This is a genomic window from Xanthomonas sp. LF06-19 (assembly GCF_034105425.1).
GTDB classification, from domain to species: domain Bacteria; phylum Pseudomonadota; class Gammaproteobacteria; order Xanthomonadales; family Xanthomonadaceae; genus Xanthomonas_A; species Xanthomonas_A sontii.
This window is the reverse complement of the sequence record NZ_JAXGGH010000004.1, coordinates 23264-44280: the sequence shown is the minus strand read 5'-3', so window position 1 is coordinate 44280 and position 21017 is coordinate 23264. Positions and strand designations below refer to the sequence as shown.

The 21017-nt window shown below is 68.1% G+C and carries 18 protein-coding genes, 1 other RNA gene and 1 pseudogene; 9 read left to right on the top strand and 11 right to left on the bottom strand.

The genetic code is table 11. The features are described from left to right. Positions 1-2: 2 nt before the first annotated feature. The 5 genes from SLW55_RS09470 (at position 3) to SLW55_RS09450 (ending at position 2843) form a co-directional block, all read left to right on the top strand. Positions 3-428, top strand: coding sequence for a hypothetical protein (locus SLW55_RS09470; RefSeq protein WP_267100482.1), 426 nt, complete (start codon positions 3-5; stop codon positions 426-428). Positions 429-535: 107 nt separating this feature from the next. Next, positions 536-887, top strand: a transfer-messenger RNA (tmRNA) gene (gene ssrA / locus SLW55_RS09465). 404 nt (positions 888-1291) lie between these two features. Continuing rightward, a complete protein-coding gene (locus SLW55_RS09460; RefSeq protein ID WP_193312537.1) occupies positions 1292-1468 on the top strand; it encodes a hypothetical protein in 177 nt (58 codons plus the stop codon). Continuing rightward, complete coding sequence (locus tag SLW55_RS09455) at positions 1465-2286, top strand: enterotoxin A family protein (RefSeq protein ID WP_167336245.1); 822 nt, start codon at positions 1465-1467, stop codon at positions 2284-2286. Before SLW55_RS09460 ends, SLW55_RS09455 begins: the two co-directional genes overlap by 4 nt. Positions 2287-2519: 233 nt before the next feature. Further along, entirely contained in the window at positions 2520-2843 is a 324-nt protein-coding gene (locus tag SLW55_RS09450; RefSeq protein WP_152182078.1) for a hypothetical protein, read from the top strand. Positions 2844-2936: 93 nt separating this feature from the next. On the opposite strand, the pseudogene SLW55_RS09445 reads toward SLW55_RS09450, so the two are convergent. After that, positions 2937-3066, bottom strand: a pseudogene (locus tag SLW55_RS09445) (IS30 family transposase); the annotation flags it as partial. 424 nt (positions 3067-3490) lie between these two features. Between SLW55_RS09445 and SLW55_RS09440 the strand changes: the two are divergent. Beyond that, on the top strand, positions 3491-3664 hold the full coding sequence (locus SLW55_RS09440) for a hypothetical protein (RefSeq protein WP_167336246.1): 174 nt from the start codon (positions 3491-3493) through the stop codon (positions 3662-3664). A 507-nt stretch (positions 3665-4171) separates the two neighbouring features. Next, positions 4172-5164: a GGDEF domain-containing protein gene (locus SLW55_RS09435; protein WP_267100481.1), complete on the top strand. Its 993-nt coding sequence runs from the start codon at positions 4172-4174 to the stop codon at positions 5162-5164. A 385-nt stretch (positions 5165-5549) separates the two neighbouring features. Here the strand turns inward: SLW55_RS09435 and SLW55_RS09430 are convergent, their stop codons facing one another. The 6 genes from SLW55_RS09430 to SLW55_RS09405 all read right to left on the bottom strand — a co-directional run bounded on the left by SLW55_RS09430 (position 5550) and on the right by SLW55_RS09405 (position 13265). Further along, positions 5550-7010 (bottom strand): efflux transporter outer membrane subunit, encoded by a 1461-nt coding sequence (locus SLW55_RS09430; RefSeq protein ID WP_267092402.1) that lies wholly within the window; start codon positions 7008-7010, stop codon positions 5550-5552. Then, a complete protein-coding gene (locus SLW55_RS09425) occupies positions 7004-7738 on the bottom strand; it encodes an SDR family oxidoreductase (RefSeq protein WP_017909475.1) in 735 nt (244 codons plus the stop codon). The genes SLW55_RS09430 and SLW55_RS09425 overlap by 7 nt, the downstream gene beginning before the upstream one ends. Positions 7739-7769: 31 nt before the next feature. Next, positions 7770-10940: a multidrug efflux RND transporter permease subunit gene (locus tag SLW55_RS09420; RefSeq protein ID WP_017909474.1), complete on the bottom strand. Its 3171-nt coding sequence runs from the start codon at positions 10938-10940 to the stop codon at positions 7770-7772. Positions 10941-11080: 140 nt separating this feature from the next. After that, positions 11081-12274, bottom strand: coding sequence for an efflux RND transporter periplasmic adaptor subunit (locus SLW55_RS09415; RefSeq protein ID WP_320745000.1), 1194 nt, complete (start codon positions 12272-12274; stop codon positions 11081-11083). Then, positions 12271-13044, bottom strand: a complete 774-nt coding sequence (locus SLW55_RS09410) for an SDR family oxidoreductase (protein WP_267085539.1) — start codon at positions 13042-13044, stop codon at positions 12271-12273. Before SLW55_RS09410 ends, SLW55_RS09415 begins: the two co-directional genes overlap by 4 nt. Continuing rightward, positions 13041-13265 (bottom strand): hypothetical protein, encoded by a 225-nt coding sequence (locus tag SLW55_RS09405; RefSeq protein ID WP_267085538.1) that lies wholly within the window; start codon positions 13263-13265, stop codon positions 13041-13043. The genes SLW55_RS09410 and SLW55_RS09405 overlap by 4 nt, the downstream gene beginning before the upstream one ends. Before the next feature lie 126 nt (positions 13266-13391). Between SLW55_RS09405 and SLW55_RS09400 the strand changes: the two genes are divergently transcribed. After that, complete coding sequence (locus SLW55_RS09400) at positions 13392-14489, top strand: LysR substrate-binding domain-containing protein (RefSeq protein ID WP_320744999.1); 1098 nt, start codon at positions 13392-13394, stop codon at positions 14487-14489. Positions 14490-14579: 90 nt separating this feature from the next. On the opposite strand, the gene SLW55_RS09395 is transcribed toward SLW55_RS09400, so the two are convergent. From SLW55_RS09395 to SLW55_RS09385, 3 genes are all read right to left on the bottom strand, one after another. Then, positions 14580-15287, bottom strand: a complete 708-nt coding sequence (locus SLW55_RS09395; RefSeq protein ID WP_320694407.1) for an OmpA family protein — start codon at positions 15285-15287, stop codon at positions 14580-14582. A 91-nt stretch (positions 15288-15378) separates the two neighbouring features. After that, positions 15379-16833 carry a wax ester/triacylglycerol synthase family O-acyltransferase gene (locus SLW55_RS09390; RefSeq protein WP_017909015.1) on the bottom strand — a complete coding sequence of 485 codons (1455 nt, stop codon included), beginning with the start codon at positions 16831-16833 and terminating at the stop codon, positions 15379-15381. A 95-nt stretch (positions 16834-16928) separates the two neighbouring features. After that, positions 16929-18350, bottom strand: coding sequence for a deoxyribodipyrimidine photo-lyase (locus SLW55_RS09385; protein WP_320744998.1), 1422 nt, complete (start codon positions 18348-18350; stop codon positions 16929-16931). A 495-nt stretch (positions 18351-18845) separates the two neighbouring features. Between SLW55_RS09385 and SLW55_RS09380 the strand changes: the two genes are divergently transcribed. Continuing rightward, positions 18846-19358, top strand: coding sequence for a hypothetical protein (locus SLW55_RS09380; RefSeq protein WP_152243329.1), 513 nt, complete (start codon positions 18846-18848; stop codon positions 19356-19358). A gap of 82 nt (positions 19359-19440) precedes the next feature. On the opposite strand, the gene SLW55_RS09375 is transcribed toward SLW55_RS09380, so the two are convergent. Further along, a complete protein-coding gene (locus SLW55_RS09375; protein WP_017909018.1) occupies positions 19441-20859 on the bottom strand; it encodes a replicative DNA helicase in 1419 nt (472 codons plus the stop codon). Positions 20860-21017: the final 158 nt, after the last annotated feature.

Genomic DNA, 21017 nt, shown 5'->3' with positions numbered 1-21017 from the left:
CCGTGCGTGCCCGCCCCTGCGCCAGCGAACCTTCGCCGGTGGCCTTGGGCCGCAGCGCGGTGCCCGCCGGTGGCGCGGCGGCGAGCGTCGCCGAGGCAGGCCTGCTGGCGCCGGGAGCCGCGGCGTTGGATCTGGACGGTGCTGCCGGCCTTGCCGATGCAGGTCCCTTCGTGGATGGAGCTGCCGATGCCGGCGTCGTCTTCTTCGCCGCCTTGGCAGCCCGCGTACCACCCGCTGGCGTCTTGCGCGCTGTTGCTGTCGGCTTGGCGGCAGATCTCGCCGGCGCCTTGGCCGGCGCCTTGCCGGGGGTGGACGTCGAGGACGTGACAGGAGCCTTGGGCGTACGCCCGTTGCTGCGGCCACGCGGCTGTCTGCTTGCCATTGCGCTGCTCCATGCCTGGGGGAATGCCTGGGGGACGGCGGCGTGACAGGGCCGGCGTCGCAGTGAAGCCAGCTTAAGCGGGGCCCGTCTCAAGGCTTGTGACTGGCCTCCCCGATCCCTACACTGTGCGGGTCAGCGTTTGACGTTGTCCCCGGGGGTGCACTGGTTTCGACGGGGGTTGCAAAATCGCTTGGCGCATGCCGAGGGGGCAGCTTTCCTCGTAAATCCAGCCGCAAACTTATAGTTGCCAACGACGACAACTACGCACTGGCCGCTTAAGGCCTAGCCCCGAAATCGCTTGTGTCCGTGCTCGCGACGTAGGGTCATTATCACGGAATCGCCGGTGGTGGCTGCCTGTCAGCCATTGGCTAAATCAAGCAGGCTGGTCCCGGGATGCGCTTCGCACATCGTGCTGTTCCGGGGCGAGATCCAACGATGAGCTAAGCATGTAGTGCCGGGGATGGAGTGCCTTCGGACGGCGGTTCGATTCCGCCCACCTCCACCATCCAACCGCGAGAAACAGCACCAAGTGCATGATCTTGCGAAGGTTTGGCCCGGGGTTTGATGATCGATTTGAGCCTGGTCCAGGTATCAAACGAGGGATCAAACCCCGTGCCGAAGCCTTATTTTCTGCGCCGCCCGGCTGTGCCATAGGCGCGCATCTTCGCTCCCACCGATCTTCGGACCCTCGCTGGCCCGAGCCACTTGGTGCACCCCGTTTTCTACCGATGGGCGATGTCGCCCGTCTGGCTGCCTCGCGTGTGGCTGCCTCGCGTGCCGCTGCAGCACTCTCGGGGGCATTCGATCGGATGCGACAGGACGCGAGCATGAACGACGATTTCCCGAGCCAAGCGCTGTCCGCGTTGCGAGGGAAGCAGGCGCGCCCCCTACACCATCAAGGCCGGGGGCATGGAACTGCCTGCCCATGGGGCTGAATATGAAAACCCAATCGCAAATGCCAATGAGTTTTCGCCCATTTTCATTGGCGAGTTTAATAATTGTACATATTCAGTAAATACAATCATTTCCATATTCATCGCCTATGGAGCCATCGCCTTGAGAAATCTGCTGGAGTTCTGGAATTGAAAAATCTGCTCTGTCTATTCTGTCTCATCATCTGTCCTTCACTGGCCTGGGCAAACGACCCACCAGATTTTCTTTTCAGATGCGATACGCGGTCACCCGATGAAATTCAACAAGCCGGCGGGTTCTATCCGCACAACAACGGCAGAATCCGCGACTACGACCTCGCCCATCACTTCACCGGAGAAAGTGTCGAGCATTATACCTCCGCCTTCGTGTCGACGAGCTCGGATTTGAAAGCAGTCGTCAACCATTGCCTGAGCATGGTCGGCAGCGATCAGAGCGCATGGATCTACATGATCATGCCGGGCAGCAATTTCTATAGTGTTTCGTCCTCCCTGCAAAGAGTCCGCGACAGCCATGTGGCGGGCTCCCCGGAATGGCAAAGAATCAATCAACTCATCATCGACTATGACGGCATGTCCGAATATGTGGCGGTCGATGGGTTTCCTTTCGGCAGAGTCATCAGTCACGCCGAGCTCAACCAAGAGATGGTCGACGACTATTACGATGACGAAGACTCGGTGCTGTACTCGAACGACTTCTGGGAGGATCGATGGAATCTTTCGGACGCTTTCAACGCTGATTTCGATGGAGAACAGCCCAGCGACTCACCATACCTGGTGGTAGACGAGCCAGCGAGCCAGGTGGTACTGGCGCTAAATGAGCATGCGATGGAACTACCGCTGCGCTTCGTCTGCGACGCGGCGAACGGCTTCCCGGCATCGAGCAGATCGAGAGCATCCTCGCATTCATGCCCCAGGTACGAAATCATCAAAAGGCTCTATGACAAACAAATAATATCCAGCATTATACTTTGACCATCGACATACCGACGTCCGTCTCCAGCACAGTATTTCCCTGAAAAATCGAACCACCGTTTACCCAGCGGGCATTGCGCTTGCCGGGAGAGTGGGTGGTGCACGTTCCATCTGATGCCCCCCAAAAATACTGTAGACGGCCACAAACCAAACAGATGTCCACACCCCACACGAGTCTGCGCATTGCAGTCGTTCGTTTTAGTGGACCCACACGAAAAAACAGGAGCACGACAATGAAAATCAAGCCCCCAGCCTTTGCAATCGCAATCTGCCTTTCGTCATTGAGCCTGAATGCAATGGCAGGCGAATATACCGAAACCGGATACCTGAGAAATGTCAAGGCGAACAATACCGGGAGCACCTGTTTCTTTCAGATCGCGGGGTCACCCACAGGACATAACTTCCAGGGCGGAGAGTGGTATTGCGGAGATATTGCAGGCCAGAACATTCTGAAACTGGCGCAAACCGCACAAATCCTCCAGATGAAGGTCAAAGTCATCCTGGAAGGAGACGGAGCCGCGTACAAGCCGGTAAAGGCCGTTGAATTAGCCAATTAGAACGACTGGATGCCAGGCGGGTGTGGACGACGCGCAGGAGCCGGAGCATACGTGGGGGACCCGAGGATTCCGAGGCCGGCCGTGCCCCCTGCTCTCGCACAGCACCGCCAGCCGGGCCTTGCGCTCCACCAGCCTGCCCACGCACGAACGGTTGAACGCGCCCTTGATCAGGTCGCCCTTCCCAATGCCTCGGCACTAGGCGTTGCTCCACCTGCTCCGGACGATGCACGATGCACGGCTGTTCGGCACCCAGGAGCGCCTGAGGCGACCATGCGCGGCAGGCCGCGCATGGCCTTGCGCAGCGCCAGCTGACATGCCAACGCACCAGCAGGCGATCTACCTGCCGGTGCGCGAAGAAAGTGGTCCAGCCGCGGATGCCTGCATCCTTGAAGCAGCCCCAGGCATCGCCCCGGCCGCACAGCTGGTAGGCACATCATGCGTGGGTGCCCGTTACGCCGGCGTCCTTGAGGCGTTGCGAAATGATGTCGGCGGCGTCGAGGGCGTGCGACGAGAACCCCTTACCCATCCAGCGAGCGCCACGATCGCGTTACGGCGATGAGGGCGATTGCGCATTGCGGTAACGAACAGACATGCCCGTCACCACCAGCCTGTACGGTGATGAGCCCTCCACGCTTCGGACATCCGCCATGCCATTGACCCAGGAACAACTGCGCATCCTGCAGGACATCCATGCCACCACCCCGGTCAGCGAAGCCGAGGCGACTTGGGCGGTGCGCGAGGACTACGCGGCGCAGGGCGAGGACGGCGATCTCGCGCTCAGCCAGAAGGGGCTGAAGGCCATCGACGGCAGCGAAGCGTAACTCGCCTCCTGGCCGGCACGTCTTGCGGATCCCATCATGCCGGTGACGGTCGCGCTGCAGAGATAGCCCGTCAGGTCGGCGCTGCGTCCATCTGCACACAGCGCCACCCCCACGCGACCACAGTACGGTTCGCCGACTAGCACCCTCGCGTCGCCCGTCCCCTCATCTGGCGCTGCGCGCCACCACCTCTCGCAGGGAGAGGATCAGGTGCGAGCGGCCTTGCATCAGCGCCGCCCTACATGCCGCCAGACAACGTCTACCGCGTGGCGCAGGTTGATCGGCGCGACGCCGATCCCTCCGCCAATGCGACGTCGTCGTGATGCCATACGTGTCGGCAATCCCGCTGCGCCGCGGTCAGCTTCGGGATATTCACCACAAAAGAACCTCAGGCATGGAACTTGCCTCTGCCACCGCAACACCTCTTCGCCATCCTGACGTCGCCATGTTCGTTGCCCGCCCTCGCCAGCCCGCCTGCAATGAACTTGCGCCGCTCCGGAGTCCAGCCCCGTGAGCGCCGGATTGACCCTGCGTCGGCACTTCCGGCTCGGCATCATCAAGACACTCGGTCCGTCCACGGCCGGGGTGCTGCTGCTGTTCGCCGTCTATCAGATGGCGATCGGCGCGCCGTTGACTGCACTGGCCGGCGCCGCGCTGGCCGGCCTGGCCGCGCTGGCGACCTGGCTGGCGCTGCACCGTGGCGACGGCCACATGGATCCGCTGCTGTCGCTGAGCTGGTTGCTGGGGAGCGCCCTGGCCTGCCATGCACTGCGCCACGCCGCGGTGCCGTGGCTGTACCTGGTGATGATGAGCAATTTCTTCGTGGTGACGCGCCATGTCGCGCTGGCCTGCAATGCCACGCTGATCGCGGTGCTGCTGGTGGTGACCCCGAGCACCCTGGGTGCCGAGCACTTCTTTTCGATGATCTCGGTGTCGTTGCTGATCACCGGGCTGGGCTACATGCTCGCGTTGCGGGTGGAAGGCGATCGCGTGCAGCTGGAACAACTGGCGTCGCACGATTCGCTGACCGGGCTGCCGAACCGCCGCATGCTCGAGCGCAGCCTGTCGCAACGGGTGGCCGATCCGCGTCGTGCGACTCGCCGGCATGGGCTGATCGTGCTCGACATCGATCACTTCAAGGAGGTCAACGACCTCTACGGCCATGCCGAGGGCGACCGGGTGCTGGCCGAGCTGGCCGCGCTGCTGCGCGCGCAGGTACGTGCGCCGGACGAGGTGTTCCGGTTCGGCGGCGAGGAGTTCGTGGTGGTGGCACGGCTGCAGTCCGCGACCGAACTGTCCGCCTTCGCCAGGCGCCTGCACGATGCCACCCGCTCTGCGCTGCGCGGCCCCAACGGCACCATCACCGTGTCGCTGGGTGCGGCGATGCTGTGCGACGAGGTGCAGTGGCACGACTGGTTCTCGCGCGCAGACACCGCGCTGTACCAGGCCAAGAACAACGGCCGCGACCGTTATGTGATCGCCGAGGACGTGGCGCAGGACTGAGCGACCAGCACCAGCAGCGATCTGCCGCATGCCCGGCTGGTCTTCGGTCCGGTCGCCATCACCAAGGGCCGCTCTGATGGCGGGAAGCATCCTGTGGGCATCGACTGTGATGCGGGGCGAAGTGGCGTGCGTTCCGATGGCGCAATGCGTCTGGACTGAAATCCCTCCCACAATGCACCCGCAGGGCTCGCCGCAAGCCATTGCGGGAGTCGCCTGCCATGCAGCCGCGCCGGGCTTCAGCGGGAACGCCCGGCGCGGCTGACGCCGCTCCTGCAGACAAACCTGGGACGCGGCCGGATGGCGGCGAGAGCACATGACGAGCGGTGCCGACCAAGCGCCGCGGTGCGAACGGTCGGCCCGCACCGCGGCAGCTGCAGCGCCCTGCTCAGGGCGCCTGCACCGCGGACGCCGCCACCGCGGTGGTCGCGACGTCCCTACTGCCGGCCTCCGTGCCCGCGTCCTGCCCCCAACCACCAAGCGCCTTGTACACCCGCACCACGCCGATGTTCACCGCCGCTTCGGCGTCGGCCAGGGCGGCCTCGGCGGTGAGTTGCGTGCGCTGCGCATCGAGCAGGGTCAGGAAATCCTCCGAGCCTTCGCGATAGCGGATCTGCGCCAACGCCTCGGCACGCTGCGCCGCCTGCGTCTGTTCGGCCACGATCGCCAGCCGCGCCTGTTCGTGGGCATAGGCAGTCAAGGCGTTCTCGGTGTCCTCCAGTGCGCCGAGCACGGCTTTCTCGTAGTCGGCCGCGGCGCCGTCGGCCTGCGCCTCGCTCGCGCGCAGGCGTGCCCGCACGCTGCCGATGTCGAACGCCGCCCACTGGATCGATGGGGTCAGCGACCAGGCCTTGCTGCGGCCGTGCAGCAAGGCGCCGGCATCGCCGGACAGGAAGCCGACGAAACCGGACAGACTGATCCGCGGGAACAGGTCGGCGGTGGCCACGCCGACCCGCGCGGTCGCCGCCGCCAGACGGCGTTCGGCGATGCGCACGTCCGGACGCCGGCGCAGCAACTGCGTGGTATCGCCCAGCGGCAAGGCCCGCGCATAGGCCGGGGTCGGCTGCGGCGCCAGCAGTGCGTCGAGCGCGCCCGGCGGCTTGCCCAGCAGCACCGCCAGCCGGTGCCGCGCCTGTGCGGCATCGACTTCCAGCAGCGGGATGTCGGCCTCGATCGCCTTCAGCCGCGCGCGGCTGCTCTGCACATCCAGTTCGCTGCCGGCGCCCAGTCGCCAACGGGTCTCGGTCAGCCGCTGGGTGTCGCGCAGGTTGTCCAGCGTGGTCCGCGCCAGCGCGATGCGCTTCTGCGTGCCGCGCAGGGCGAAGTAGTTGCGCGCGACCTCCGCGGCCACGGTGACCTGGGCGTCGGCCAGGCCGGCCTGTTCGGCTTCCAGGTTCGCACGCGCCGCTTCGCTGGCGCGGCGCTGGCGCCCGAACAGGTCCAGCTCCCAGGCGGCATCGAAGCCCAGCCGGTAGCTTTCGGTGAGCACGCGCGCGCCGCCGGCGTCCGCGTCCGGGGCCTTGCCGCGGGTGTAGTCGCCGCCGGCGGTGACATGCGGCGCCTGGTCCAGACGCTGCTCGGCGAAGACCGCGCGCGCCTCGTGCACGCGCGCCAGGGCGAGGCGCAGGTCCAGGTTGGCGACCAGGCCGTCGTGCACCAGTTGTTCCAGCACCGGGTCGTCGAACTGCGCCCACCAGGACGCGACCGGCGAGTCGGTCGCGAACACCGGCGACGCGGCGCCCTGCAGGGTCACCGGCGGCTGCGCCGGTGCCCGGTAGTCGGGGCCGACGCTGGCGCAGGCGCTGAGCAGCGCCAGCGCCAGTGCGCCGAAGACGGGACGGATCACCATGGCAGCACCTGTCCGACATGGGTGTAGCTGCCGGTGGGGCCGTCGGCGTCGAGCAACGCCATCATCACGCTGCTGCGCGCGCCGTCGGCCACTTCCAGCTCGCCCTCGCCCGCGTTCATGTCGGTCTTCACGTAGCCGGGGTGGATGGTGTTGACCTTGATCGGGGTCTCGCGCAGTTCGTAGGCCAACTGAATGGTCCAGGCATTCACCGCGCTCTTGGACACGTTGTAGGCCGGCACCTTGAAGTCGTAGATCGGCGACCCGGGCTGGCTGTGCAGCGCCAGCGAACCGAGCACGCTGGAGACGTTGACGATGCGCGCTGCCGGCGCCTCGCGCAGCAGCGGCAGGAACCCCTGGGTGACCGCGATCAGGCCGAACAGGTTGGTGTCGAAGGTCTCGCGCCAGGTCTCCAGGCTCTGCTGCGACACGCTCAGTCGCGGGTCGTCGCGCAGGATGCCGGCGTTGTTGACCAGGATGTCCAGACGCCCATGGCGTGCGCGCACCGTCTCAACTGCGGCGGCGATGCTGGCGGCGTCGGTGACGTCCAGGGTCAGCGGCTCCACCGGCAGGCCCTCGCCCTGCAGTTCCAGCGCCGCGGCGCTGGCGCGGGTGGCGTCGCGCCCGGCCAGCAGGGTGTGCACGCCGGCTTCGGCCAGCTGCCGCACGGTGTGCAGGCCGATGCCGCGGGTGGCGCCGGTGACCAGGGCGATCTTGTGTGCTGCGTTCATTGCGAAACTCCTGAGAAGGATGGGAAAAGGATCAGCCGTGCGCAGGCGCGTCGGCGTGGGCCGGCGCATGCGAGACCAGCGGCCGCCCGGCCAGCTTGCGCAGGGCGACATAGAACACGGGGGTGAGGAACAGACCGAACAGGGTCACGCCCAGCATGCCGGCGAACACGGTGATGCCGGTGGCAGAGCGCACTTCCGCGCCCGCGCCATGCGAGAACACCAGCGGCACCGTGCCGGCGATGAAGGCGATGGAGGTCATCACGATCGGGCGCAGGCGCAGGCGGCAGGCCTGCAGCGCCGACTCGACGATGCCCTTGCCCTGCAGTTCCAGTTCGCGGGCGAACTCGACGATCAGGATCGCGTTCTTGCACGCCAGGCCCATCAGCACCACCAGACCCACCTGCACGAACACGTTGTTGTCGCCGCCGCTCAGCCACACCCCGAACAGCGCCGACAGCAGGGTCATCGGCACGATCAGGATCACCGCCAGCGGCAGCGTCCAGCTCTCGTACAGCGCCGCCAGCACCAGGAACGCCAGCAGCACCGCAAGCGGGAACACCACCAGCGCCGCATTGCCCTGGGTGGCCTGCTGGTAGCTCAGGTCGGTCCACTCGATCTCCATGCCGTTGGGCAGCACCTGCTTGGCGATCTGGGTGATCTTGGCCATCGCCTCGGCCGAGGACAGCGAGCGCGCATCCGCTTCGCCGGCCAGGTCGGCGGCCGGATAGCCGTTGTAGCGCAGCACCGGGTCCGGGCCGTAGGTCTGCTTGATCGTCACCATCGAGCCGATCGGCACCATTTCGCCGTTGGCGTTGCGGGTGCGCAGCCGGGCGATGTCCTCCACGCTCTCGCGGAACGGCGCATCGGCCTGGGCGATCACCTGCCAGGTGCGGCCGAACTGGTTGAAGTCGTTGACGTAGGTCGAGCCCAGGTAGGTCTGCAAGGTATCGAACAGATCGGTCAGGGCCACGCCCTGGGCCTTGGCCTTGACCCGGTCGACCTCGGCGTCGAGCTGCGGCACGTTGGCCTGATACGTGCCGATCGGGAAGCTCATGCCCGGGGTCTGCGCCACCGCGCCCTGCATGGTGCTGACCGCGTTCTGCAGCGCGCCGTAGCCGAGGTTGGCGCGGTCCTCGATGAACAGCTGGTAGCCATTGCCGTTGCCCAGGCCGAGGATCGGCGGCGGCATGAAGGCGAACGACATGCCCTCGCCCAACTGCGAGATGCGCTGGTTGATCTCGGCATTGATCTCCAATGCGCTGCGGTGGCGCTCGGCGAACGGCTTCAGCGGCAGGAACACCACGCCGGTGTTGGGCGTGTTGGTGAACTGCAGCGCGTTGAGGCCCGGGAACGAGATCGCATGCGCCACGCCATCGGTCTGCATGGCGATGGTGGCGACCTTGCGCAGCATCGCGTCGGTGCGCTCGATCGAGGCGCCTTCCGGCAGCTTCACACCGGCGATCAGGTACATCTTGTCCTGGGTCGGGATGAAGCCGCCCGGCACCGCCTTGAACATCAGCCCGGTGACCAGCAGCAGCGCCACGTACACCGCGAACACCGCGCCGCGGCGGCCGAGGATGCGCGACACCGCACCCTGGTAGCGGTCGGAACTGCGGTGGAAGAAGCGGTTGAACGGACGGAACAGCCAGCCGCCGAACAGCCGCTCCATGCCGCGCGACAGGCGGTCCTTGGGCGCGTCATGGCCTTGCAGCAGGCGCGCGGCCAGCGCCGGCGACAGGGTCAGCGAGTTGATCGCCGAGATCACCGTGGAGATGGCGATGGTCACCGCGAACTGCTTGTAGAACTGCCCGGTGACCCCGGACAGGAACGCCATCGGCACGAACACCGCGCACAGCACCAGCGCGATCGCGATGATCGGGCCGGACACCTCGCGCATCGCCTGGTGGGCGGCCGCCAGCGGGGTCAGCCCCTCCTCGATGTTGCGCTCCACGTTCTCCACCACCACGATCGCATCGTCGACCACGATGCCGATCGCCAGCACCAGCCCGAACAGGGTCAGCGTGTTGATAGAGAAGCCCAGCAGGTACAGCGCGGCGAAGGTGCCGACCACCGACACCGGCACCGCGATCAGCGGAATGATCGAGGCGCGCCAGGTCTGCAGGAACAGGATCACCACCAGCACCACCAGCAGCACCGCCTCCAGCAGGGTGTGGACCACCGCGCTGATCGAGTCGCGCACGAAGATGGTGGTGTCGTACACCGCTTCGTACTTCACGTCGTCCGGGAACTGCTTGGTCAGTTCGTCCATCTTGGCGATGACCTGGTCGCGGATCTGCAGCGCATTGGCACCCGGCGCCTGGAAGATACCGATGCCGACCGCGTTCTTGCCGTCCAGCTGCGCGCGCAGGGTGTAGTCGCCGGCGCCCAGCTGCAGGCGGGCGACGTCGGACAGGCGCACGGTCTGGCCGTCGGCGCCGACCTTGAGCACGATGTCGCCGAACTCCTGTTCGGTACGCAGGCGGCCCTGCGCGTTGATCAGGGTCAGGAACTTGCTCTCCGGCATCGGCTCGGCGCCGAGCTGGCCGGCGGAGACCTGCACGTTCTGCTCGCGCATCGCCGCGACCACATCGCTGGCGGTGAGCCCGCGTGCGGCCACCCGCTCCGGATCCAGCCATGCGCGCATCGCGTAGTCGCCGCCGCCGAACACCTGCGCATCGCCCACGCCCTGGATCCGCGCCAATGCGTCCTTGACGTGCAGGCGCGCGTAGTTGCGCAGGTACAGGGTGTCGTACTTGCCCTTGGGCGAGGTCAGGTGCACCACCATCAGGAAGGTCGGCGACTGCTTCTGCGTGGTCACGCCCTGCCGGCGCACGTCCTCGGGCAGGCGCGCCTGCGCCTGTGCCACGCGGTTCTGCACCTTGACCGCGGCATCGTCCGGATCGGTGCCCGGGCGGAAGGTCACGGTCATCTGCAGCACGCCGTCGGAGCCGGCGACCGACTTGATGTACATCATGTTCTCCACGCCGTTGATCGCTTCCTCCAGCGGCGTGGCGACGGTCTCGGCGATGACCTTGGGGTTGGCGCCGGGGTACACCGTGCGTACCACCACCGAGGGCGGCACCACGTCCGGGTATTCGCCGATGGGCAGCAGCGGGATGGCGATCAGGCCCGCGGCGAAGATGACGATCGACAGCACGGCGGCGAAGATCGGCCGGTCGATGAAGAATCTGGAAAAGTCCATGGGTGGTGGTCCTGGAAACGGATGAAACGGGGGGCCGGGCGCGGACGCAGGCATGCCGGTGGCGACGCCGGGCCATCGCGGGCCCGGCGGGCGCGGCCGGCAGGTCATGACCCGGCCGGTGCTGCGTCGGCGCCCGCGACTCAGTCGAGGGCGACGGCCTGACGCGGTGCGGCAGGAGACGCGGTCTGCGCGATCGGCTTGGCCTGCACCGGCATGCCGGGCATGAACACCTTCTGCACGCCGTCGACGATGACCTTGTCGCCGGCGGACAGGCCGCTGCGCACGATGCGCAGGCCGTCGGCGCTGCGGCCGAGCTGCACGTCGCGCCGCTGCGCTTTGCCGTCCTTGTCGACCACGTAGACGTACTTGCGGTCCTGGTCGGTGAGCACCGCGCGGTCGTCGATCAGCACCGCGTCGAAGCGGCCGCTGCCGAGCAGCCGCACCCGCGCGAACAGGCCGGGGGTGAAGCGGCGGTCGGCGTTGTCCAGCAGCGCGCGCACGTGGATGGTGCCGGTGCTGCGCACCAGTTGGTTGTCGAGGAAATCGACCTTGCCGGCGTGCGGATAGCCGTCCTCGCCGACCAGGCCGACCTGCACCGGCAGGCTGCCGTCGCGCTCGCTCGGGCGCTGGCCGTCGCGCGCCATCTGCGCATAGCGCAGGAAGGTGCCTTCGTCGGCGTCGAAGTACACGTGCACCTTGTCCAGCGACACCAGCGTGGTCAGCACGCTGGCGCTGACCAGGTTGCCGGCGGTGACCATCGCGCGGCCGGCGCGGCCGGCGATCGGCGCGCGCACCTGGGTCCATTCCAGGTTCAAGCGTGCGCTGTCCACCGCCGCCTGCGCGGCCAGCACGTCGGCCTGTGCCTGCTCGGCCGCGGCGCGCCGCTGTTCCCAGCTCTCGGTGGAGATGGCCTGCTGTTCGGACAGGGTCTTGGCGCGCGCGGCCTCGCTGGCGCTGAGCTTGGCCTGGGTGCGTGCGCGCGCCAGATCGGCCTCGGCGCGGGCCAGGTCGGCGCGGTAGCTGCGCGCGTCGATGGTGAACAGCACATCGCCCTTCTTCACCTCCTGCCCTTCGACGTAGTTGACCTTGTCGATGTAGCCGGACACGCGCGGGCGCAGGTCGACGTGCTCGACCGCCTCGACGCGGCCGCTGAACTCGTCCCACTGACTGATCTGCTTCTGCAGCGCGGGCGCCACGCCCACGCTCGGCGGCGGCGGCGCGCCCTGTTCGTTGGCCTTGCCGCCGCAGGCGGCGAGCGTGGCGACCAGCAGCGCCACCGCCAGCGGGCGCAGGGCGCCCGGCAGCAGGCGCGACGGCATCGGAATCGGATTCATGGAGAGACCTCGTGGGTGGAGAAGGAAAACGGCAAGGGGGTGAGCAAGGCGCTGCGCGGCTGGGCGAAGTGGCGGCGGTCGATCTCGACCAGCGCACGGTCCGGCCGCTGCGGTTCGGCCAGCAGGTGGACCACGGCGCGGCCGACGCCGAGGGTGGTGAACCACTCCGGGCAGTCGCCGATGGCGTCGTCGCTGCGGCACACCGGCGCGGACAGCGACAGCAGATGCACGTGCACGCCCAGCGGCTTGGCTTCCTCGTGCAGCACCTGGGCGAGCATGCGGATCGCCGCCGCCGCCACCGAACTGTCGCCATGCCCGGACCAGGCGCGCAGCGCGCAGGGACTGCCCAACAGCACGTAGCGGGCGCCGCGCTCGTGCTGCGCCAGCAGCGGCAGCAGATGCCGGGCGGCAGCCAGGTGCGGCAGCAGATCCGCATCCAGGCGCCGGCGCAGCGCCCCCAGCGGTCGCTCCAGCAGGCGCCCGGGGCGCAGCGGGCTGCCCAGGGCAGCGACCACCGCGGCCAGCGGCCGCGGCCGCTGCGCGATCTCGGCGACCAGGGCCGCGGCAGCCGCGTCGGTGCCGACCGAACCGGACAGCACGTCCAGCGCGGGTTCGTCGCGGTGGCGATCGCGCAGCGCGGCCAGGCGGGCGCGATCGCGCGCCACTGCCAGCACCGGGCTGCCCGCCTCCAGCAACGCCTGGACCACGCCCTGCCCGAGCGTGCCGCTGCCCCCGAGGACCAGGACTTCGGGGGCCAACATCCCGCTCACGGGACTTTTCCTCCCGCGGACGGGACAATCGCGATTCGCCCCAGCCGGTCGGTGCCGGACGCGCCCAGGCGCAGGCTGCTGCCGCCCTGCCGCCGCGGCGGCGGCGTGAACTCGCGAAACGCTTTCGGGTAAAGGGATTGCGCCGTCGCCACCGGCGCGGGACGGCGCCGCAGCTGGCGATCGGGGCAGGCGAAAAACTGGAACAGCGTGCGCATCGACATGGGTAAAGCTCGTCGGTGATGGCGAATGCGGACAAATTAGGCGCCAAAGCCGCACTTGATTAGTCCGAATTAAGGGGAATAATCGTCCCGCTATCGGTCCAATCGCCTCCACCTCAAGGAACCGCCATGAGCCACGATCTCAACGACACCCTGATCTTCGTCAAGGTGGTCGAGCAAGGCAGCTTCATCGCCGCGGCCAACGCCCTCGGCCTACCCAAGACCACCGTCAGCCGCAAGGTGCAGGACCTGGAAGCGCGGCTGGGCGCGCGCCTGCTGCACCGGACCACGCGCCGGCTCGGGCTGACCGAGGCCGGCGCGGTCTACCACGAGCATTGCCAGCGCATCGCCCGCGAACTGGAGGAAGCCGAGAGCGCGGTGGGCCAGCTGCAGGCCGGCCCGCGCGGCTGGCTGCGCTTCAGCGTGCCCTATTCGGCCGGCATCTCGTGGGTGGCGCCGATCCTGGGCGAATTCCACCGCCAGCACCCGGAAGTGCGCCTGGAGATGATCATGACCAGCGACAAGGTCGACCCGATCGCCGAAGGCGTGGACGTGGCCCTGCACATGGGCACGCTGCCGGATTCGACCATGGTCGCGCGCAAGCTCGCCACCTTCCGCACCCAGGTCTTCGCCAGCCCGTATTACATCGAGCGCCATGGCGAACCGCTGCATCCGGACGATCTGCAGCACCACCGCACGCTGGCGCTGAGCAACGGCCGCGGCGGAGGCAACCGGCTGTGCTGGCCGCTGCGCAACGGCAAGCAGAGCGGCGAATTCCTGGTCCAGCCGATCCTGCTGGCCAACGATTCGGCGGCGCTGATCGGCGGCCTGGTCTGCGGCGAAGGCCTGGTGCTGGCCAGCGATGCGACGATCAAGCCGCTGATCGAGGCCGGCAAGGCGCGGCGCGTGCTCGGCGGCTGGGTCGGGCCGGACCTGGACTTCAACGCGGTGTTCCCGGGCGGGCGCATGCTCTCGCCGAAGGTGCGCGCCTTCGTCGACTTCCTGGTCGACAAGCTCAACTTCGACGTCAGCTACATGATGGCGCAGTGCCCGGCCAAGCTGGCCACGCAGCAGGCCGAGGACGGCGCCGAGTTCACCCTCTGCAGCGGTGTGGCGATGAACACCCAGTCGCTGGCCAGCCTGCCGCGCATCGCAGCCACACCGGCGCCGGTGCCGGCGGCACTGGAAACGGAAGCCGAGGACGAAGAGGACGTGGCACTGGTCTGAGCCGCGCCGCGCGCAACGCGTCGCAGCAGCAGCGCAGAAACGCGAACGGGCCGCAGTGCGGCCCGTTCGTCGTTGCGGTCGGCGGATCGGTCAGCCGGCCGAGGCGCGCAGCGGCACCACGCGGATCTCCACGCGGCGGTTCTGCGCGCGACCGGCCTCGGTGCTGTTGTCGGCGATCGGGTACTTCTTGCCCGCGCCCAGGGTCTGGATGCGCTCGGGCTGCACGCCCTGCGCGGTCAGGTAGGCGGCCACCGAGGACGCGCGCTGTTCGGACAGACGCTGGTTGACCGCATCGCTGCCGATGCTGTCGGTGTGGCCGACCACCTCGATCATGGTCTGGTTGTATTCGCCCAGGGTCTGGGCCACGCCGTTGAGCGCCGAATAGAACTGCGGCTTGAGCGTGGACTGGTTGAAGTCGAAGGTGATGCCGTCGGGCAGGTTGAGGGTGATGTTGTCGCCGTCGCGGCGCACGTCGATACCGGTGTTGGCGGTGCGCTCGCGCAGCGCGCGTTCCTGCCGATCCTGGTAGTTGCCGATCGCCGCGCCGCTGAGCGCGCCGATGCCTGCGCCGATCATCGCGTGCTGGCGGCGCTCGGTGGCGCTGCTGCCGCTGAGCAGGCCTGCGGCGACGCCGACCGCGGTGCCGATCAGCGCGCCGCGGCCGGTGCGGTTCTGCTGCTCGGTGGGATTGCCGTACTGGTCGCGCTGCACGTAGGAGCCGCCGGTGGCGCAGGCGGACAGCACCAGCGCACTGGCCAGGGCCACGTACACGCCGCGAAGGGTGGTCGTTTTCATCATGTTCTCTCCGAACCTGGTTTGACGTGGCGGCAGCATAAACAGGGCCACGCGAGGCGCGGATGAACGCAGCCCGGCGCGCGATGCGCCCGGTTCAGGAAGACGGCAGCAGGTCTTCGGCGTCGGCCGCGCGCAGCGGCTGCTCCCAATCGCCCATCAGCGCCAGGTACAGCAGCTTTTCGAATTCGGCGCCGACCCGGCGCATCACCGCGTCCGGGTCGGGAATCAGCCGCGCATCGCCGATCAGGCCGAAGTGCACGCGGTGGTTGTAGCTCATGATCGACACGCCGACGCCGATCGAGCCGGTCTGCGGCACCCAGAACATCATCTCGCGCACGCGGCTGCCGGCCAGGTACAGCGGCTGCTGCGGCCCCGGCACGTTGGTCGCCACGGTGGTGGCCTTGCGGCTGAACAGGTCCAGCGCCGCCGACTGCAGCGCCGCCGGCGCCATGCCCACCGCCGCCAGCAGGCCGAACACCACCATCGCCTGGCGCGACTGCTTGAGCTGCTGCATCGACTCGGCCACGCACTGCAGGCGCCGCACCGGATTGGCCTCGCCCACCGGCAGGTCCAGGAACACCAGGCCGAAGTGGTTGCCGAGCTTGCGCGCGTGCTCCAGCGGGCGCAGGTTGACCGGCACGGTGGCGCGCAGGGTCACCCCGTCCAGGCGTTCGCCGCGTTCGAGCATGTAGTCGCGCAGGGCGCCGGCCATGGTCGCCATCAGCACGTCGTTGACCGTGCAGTCGCAGGCGCGGCCCACCGCCTTGACCTCGTCCAGGTCCAGCGGCTCGGCCCAGGCCACGCGCTTGCTGACGCCGAGGCGGCCGCGCAGCAGCGTCGGCGGATCGTCGGCCAGCAGCAGCGCATTGACCAGTTCGCGGCCGATCAGCCCGCCTTCGCGCGCCAGCATCTGCGGCAGGTTCGGGTCCTGCGCCATCGCCCGGCCCTTGTCGAGCATGCGCCCGCCGAGCTTGAGGTAGCGGTCCACCGCGCCGACCCGGCGCACCACCTCCTTGCCGTCGTCCTTGAGCCAGGCGCGCCCGAGCTGCGCCGACGGCTCCGGGGTGCGCTGGGTATCGGTCAGCGACAGCAGCACCTGCACCAGCGCGATGCCGTCGGCATAGCTGTGGTGGATGCGCGCCACCAGCGCCGAGCCGCCTTCGTAGCGCTCGATCAGGTGGAACTGCCACAGCGGCTTGGTCTTGTCCAAGGGCGTGGAGGCCATCTGCCCGGCGAAGCGCTCCAGCGCCTTCTTCTGCCCGCGCCCGGGCAAGGCCGAAAGACGCACGTGCCAGTCCAGATCGAAATCGTCGTCGCGCTGCCAGTAGGCGCCGGTGGCGGTCTCCACCGGCTTCTGCAGGAACCGCGGGAAGGCCAGGAAGCGCTTGCGCACCAGTTGCTTGAGCGCAGGCAGGGTCAGCGGCTCGTCGAACATCAGCACGCCGGTGATCATCATCGGATTGGTCGGCCGGTCCATCCGCAACCAGGCGGTGTCCACGCGCGACATCGGTTCGCGCTGCGGCTTGCGGCGAGCTGAGCTGGTGGCCATGCGGGCTCCTGTCCGAGCCCGGAGTGAATCATGGCCCCGCGAAGGGCGTCAATCGCGCCTGCGGCCGTGCTGCGCCACGCAACACCGCGCAGTGCTCAGCCGGCGGCGGTCTCGCGATAGGCGGCCAGCGCCGCATCGCGGCCGGCGGCCAGGTCCACGATCGGCTGCCGCGGATACTGCGGGGCGGCGTGCGCCAGTCGCTGCGGTGCCTGCCAGGGCGCAAAGCGGTCGGCCACCGGCAGCGCTGCCAGTTCCGGCACCCAACGCGCGATGTACTCGCCCTTCGGATCGAACTTCTGCGCCTGGGTCACCGGATTGAACACGCGGAAATACGGCGCGGCATCGGCGCCGGTGCCGGCCACCCACTGCCAGCCCAGGGTGTTGTTGGCCAGGTCGGCATCGACCAGGGTGTCCCAGAACCAGCGCGCGCCTTCGGACCAATGCACGCGCAGGTGCTTGCACAGGTAGCTGGCGACGATCATGCGCACGCGGTTGTGCATCCAGCCGGTGTGCCACAGCTCGCGCAGGCCGGCATCGACGATCGGCACGCCGGTGCGTCCGCGCTGCCAGGCGTGCAATGTCGCCGCATCGGGCTTGGCCCAGCGAAAGCGCTCGAAGCGCGGATTGAGGTTGCGCTCGGGCGTGTCCGGGAAATGGTGCAGCAGGTGGTGGGCGAAATCGCGCCAGCCGAGCTGGCGGATGTAGCCGTCGATCGCCGCGGCGGTGGCGGCGCGGCGCTGCCGTTCCAGCGTCGCGACGATGCGCCATGGCGCGATCTCGCCGAAATGCAGGTGCGGCGACAGCCGCGAGGTGCCGACCTGGTCGGGGCGGTCGCGGCCATCGAGATAGTCGCGCAGCGCGCCGTCGACGAACACGTCCAGCGCCTCGTGTGCGCCCGCCTCGCCCGGCTGCCAGACCTCCCAGAAGCCGCGATCCCAGTCCAGCGCCGGCGCCAGGCCGAGTCGTTCCAGCGGCAGGCTGTCCAGATCCTTGGGCGGCGCTGGCAGCGTCTTCGGCGCGGCCTGCAACGCGGGCACCTGCCAATGGCTCAAGGCGCTGCGCCAGAACGGGGTGAACACCTTGTACGGGCCGCCCTGCTGCGTCGCCAGTTGCCAGGGTTCGAACAGCAGCGCGCTGTTGTGGCTGTGCACCTCCAGGCCCTGTTCGCGCAGTTCGCGCTTGAGCCGCGCGTCGCGCGGTTGCGTGGCCGGCTCGTAGCGGCGGTTCCAGTACACCGCCTCCGCGCCGCAGTCGGCGATCACCTGGCGCAAGGCGACCTCGGCCGGGCCCTGGCGCAGGATCAGGCGCGAACCGCGCGCGCGCAGTTGCGCGTCCAGCGCTGCCAGCGAGCGCTGCAGCCAACTGCGCGAAGCCGCGCCGGCGGCCCATGCGCCCTCGTCTTCCGTACTGTGCAGGTACACCGGCACCGGCGTATGCCCGGCATCCAGCGCGGCCTGCAGGGCGGGTTGATCGTGCAGGCGCAGGTCGCGCCGGAACCAGACGATGGCGTAGCTCATGCGAGGGGACGCAGCGAAGGACGCGCCATGATACGGATCGGGTGCAGCGGCCAGGTGAGCATGCGGAACGCCCGTACCCGCTTCGACGCTGCCGATGCTGCTGCGCGAGTGCCGTGCTGACCGGATTTCGTAGACATCGCCACACGCCGCGCGCGTGCACCTCATCCTCCCTGCTATAACGCCGTGGCGGGCGCCGTCATGTCGAAGCGGCGCCGCGACCGCCGCTGTTGGATGACGTTCCGGGGAAGGACGTCATCCGTGCTTTCGCTGCACCGCGCACGACACGGCCACGGCCGTCTCGCGCGCACGGGGAACATCCGCCATCGCTTCTGCGACCTCACGGCCACCACGGCCGGCGAGCGCGGCTGCGTGCGCCCCGAACCGCCCGCGCCCGGACCTGCATCGACAGGGCCGCGACGCGCTGCGGGCAGCCAACGGCGCAGCACGGTCATGCCCATCGCAGACATCCGCAAGACTCTCAGGAGAGCAAGATCCATGGACAAGCGCATCGCAAAAGTCGCCCTCACCCTCGCACTGAGCCTCGCCGCCCCGCTGGCGATGGCCTGCACCGCCGAACCCATCCAGCTACAGAACGAGGTCAGCCTCGACAACGGCATCGAGTGCGGCGGCGGCGGTGGCGGCGGCGGCAGCACGCCGGTCTACACGCTGCAGGGGGTGATCCAGAACCAGGGCTACGAGTCCGACGGACGTCCGGCCGGCGGCAAGCGCCTGAAGATCCGCGCGTACTCGCGCTTCGCCAACGCCAACAACGACCGCGTCGATGCCAACTACATCAACGTGCGCTGCAACGCCTACGATCAGATCGGCAACGGCTACACCACCGACTACGACGAGGAAGGCAACGGCGCGCTGGTCGACGTGCACTTCAAGTCGAACTTCGTCTACGGCATCTATCGCAAGATCACCGTGGTCTGCACCCACCACGCCGAGTACGGCGCCAACACCTACGACGCCACCAGCAACGCCGAGATCGAGATTCCCTACTGATCGCTGCGTCGCGCCCTCAAGCCGGCGCCCGGAACGTACCGGGCGCCGCACTAGCAAGATGATGTGCGCGTAGCGCGCAGGCTTACTCGAACGCGCCTACCGAATCGTGGGCGAGATTGTCGAAGCGGGTGTATTCGCCGAAGAACTTGAGCTTGCACGACCCGGTCGGGCCGCCGCGGTGCTTGCCGATGATGATTTCGGCCAGGCCCTTGTCCGGCGAATTTTCCTTGTTGTAGTAGTCGTCGCGGTAGATGAACACGATCATGTCCGCGTCCTGCTCGATCGCGCCCGATTCGCGCAGGTCGGCCATCACCGGGCGCTTGTCGGTGCGGGTTTCCAGCGAGCGGTTGAGCTGCGACAGCGCGATCACCGGCACCCCCAACTCCTTGGCCAGGCCCTTGAGCGAACGCGAGATCTCCGAGATCTCGGTGGCGCGGTTCTCGCTGTTGCCGGGCACCGACATCAGCTGCAGGTAGTCGATCACGATCAGGCCCAGGTCGTGCTCGCGCTTGAGCCGGCGCGCCTTGGAGCGCAGCACTTCCGGCGACACGCCCGGCGTGTCGTCGATGAAGATCTTGGTCTCCTTGAGCATCTTGATCGCACCGGTGACCCGCGCCCAGTCCTCGTCCTCGAGCTGGCCGGTGCGCAGGCGCTGCGCGTTGATGCGGCCGTTGGAGGAGATCAGGCGCATCGCCAGCTGCGAGGCGGACATTTCCATCGAGAACACCGCCACCGCCTTCTTCGACTTGATCGCCGCGTATTCGGCGATGTTCAGCGCGAAGGTGGTCTTGCCCATCGCCGGACGCGCGGCGAGGATGATCAGGTCGGTCGGCTGCAGGCCGGCGGTCATCGCGTCGAAGTCGTTGTAGCCGGTCGGCAGGCCGGTGATGTTGCCGCCGTTCTCGAAGCGGTTGCGCAGTTCCTCGAACGCGTCCTTCAACGCGCCGGGCATCGCCACGAAGTCGCTGCGTCCGCGCGCGCCGGCCTCGGCGATCTGGAACACCGCCTTTTCCGCCGACGCCAGCAGTTCCGAACTCTCGCGCCCTTCCGGCTGGAAGCCGTCGTTGACGATGGTGGTGCCGACCTCGATCAACTGCCGCAGCACCGCCTTGTCGCGGACGATCTCGGCGTAGGCGACGATGTTGGCGGCCGAGGGCGTGGTGCTGGCCAGTTCGATCAGGTAGGCGCCGTCGCCGACCATCTCCAGCTTGCCCTGCGATTCGAACCACTCGCCCAGGGTCACCGCGTCGAACGGGCGCCCCTTCTCGGCCAGCTCGCGAATCGCGCGGTAGATCAACTGGTGATCGCGCCGGTAGAAATCATTTTCGGTCAACTGATCGTTGACCCGGTCGTAGGCGTCCGGTGCCAGCATCAGGCCGCCGAGCACGGCCTGTTCGGCCTCGATCGAGTGCGGCGGCACGCGCAACTGGTCGAGACGCGGCTCGCTGCGTTCGCTGCGCTCGCTTTTGCGATCGCCGCGGTAGCCGGGACGGGCGGACATAGGCTGGGTCTTCTCTGTGGGGCGCGGGCGCCGGGCGCGGCCTCACCGCGGCCCGGGCGCCGATTTTAGTCGCCGCGCCCGGCCGGGGCTAGGGCGACGCTCAACACACGGCGCCTGCCTGAGCGGCGGCACCTGCGTCTCCACGCCTCGCCAGAGGC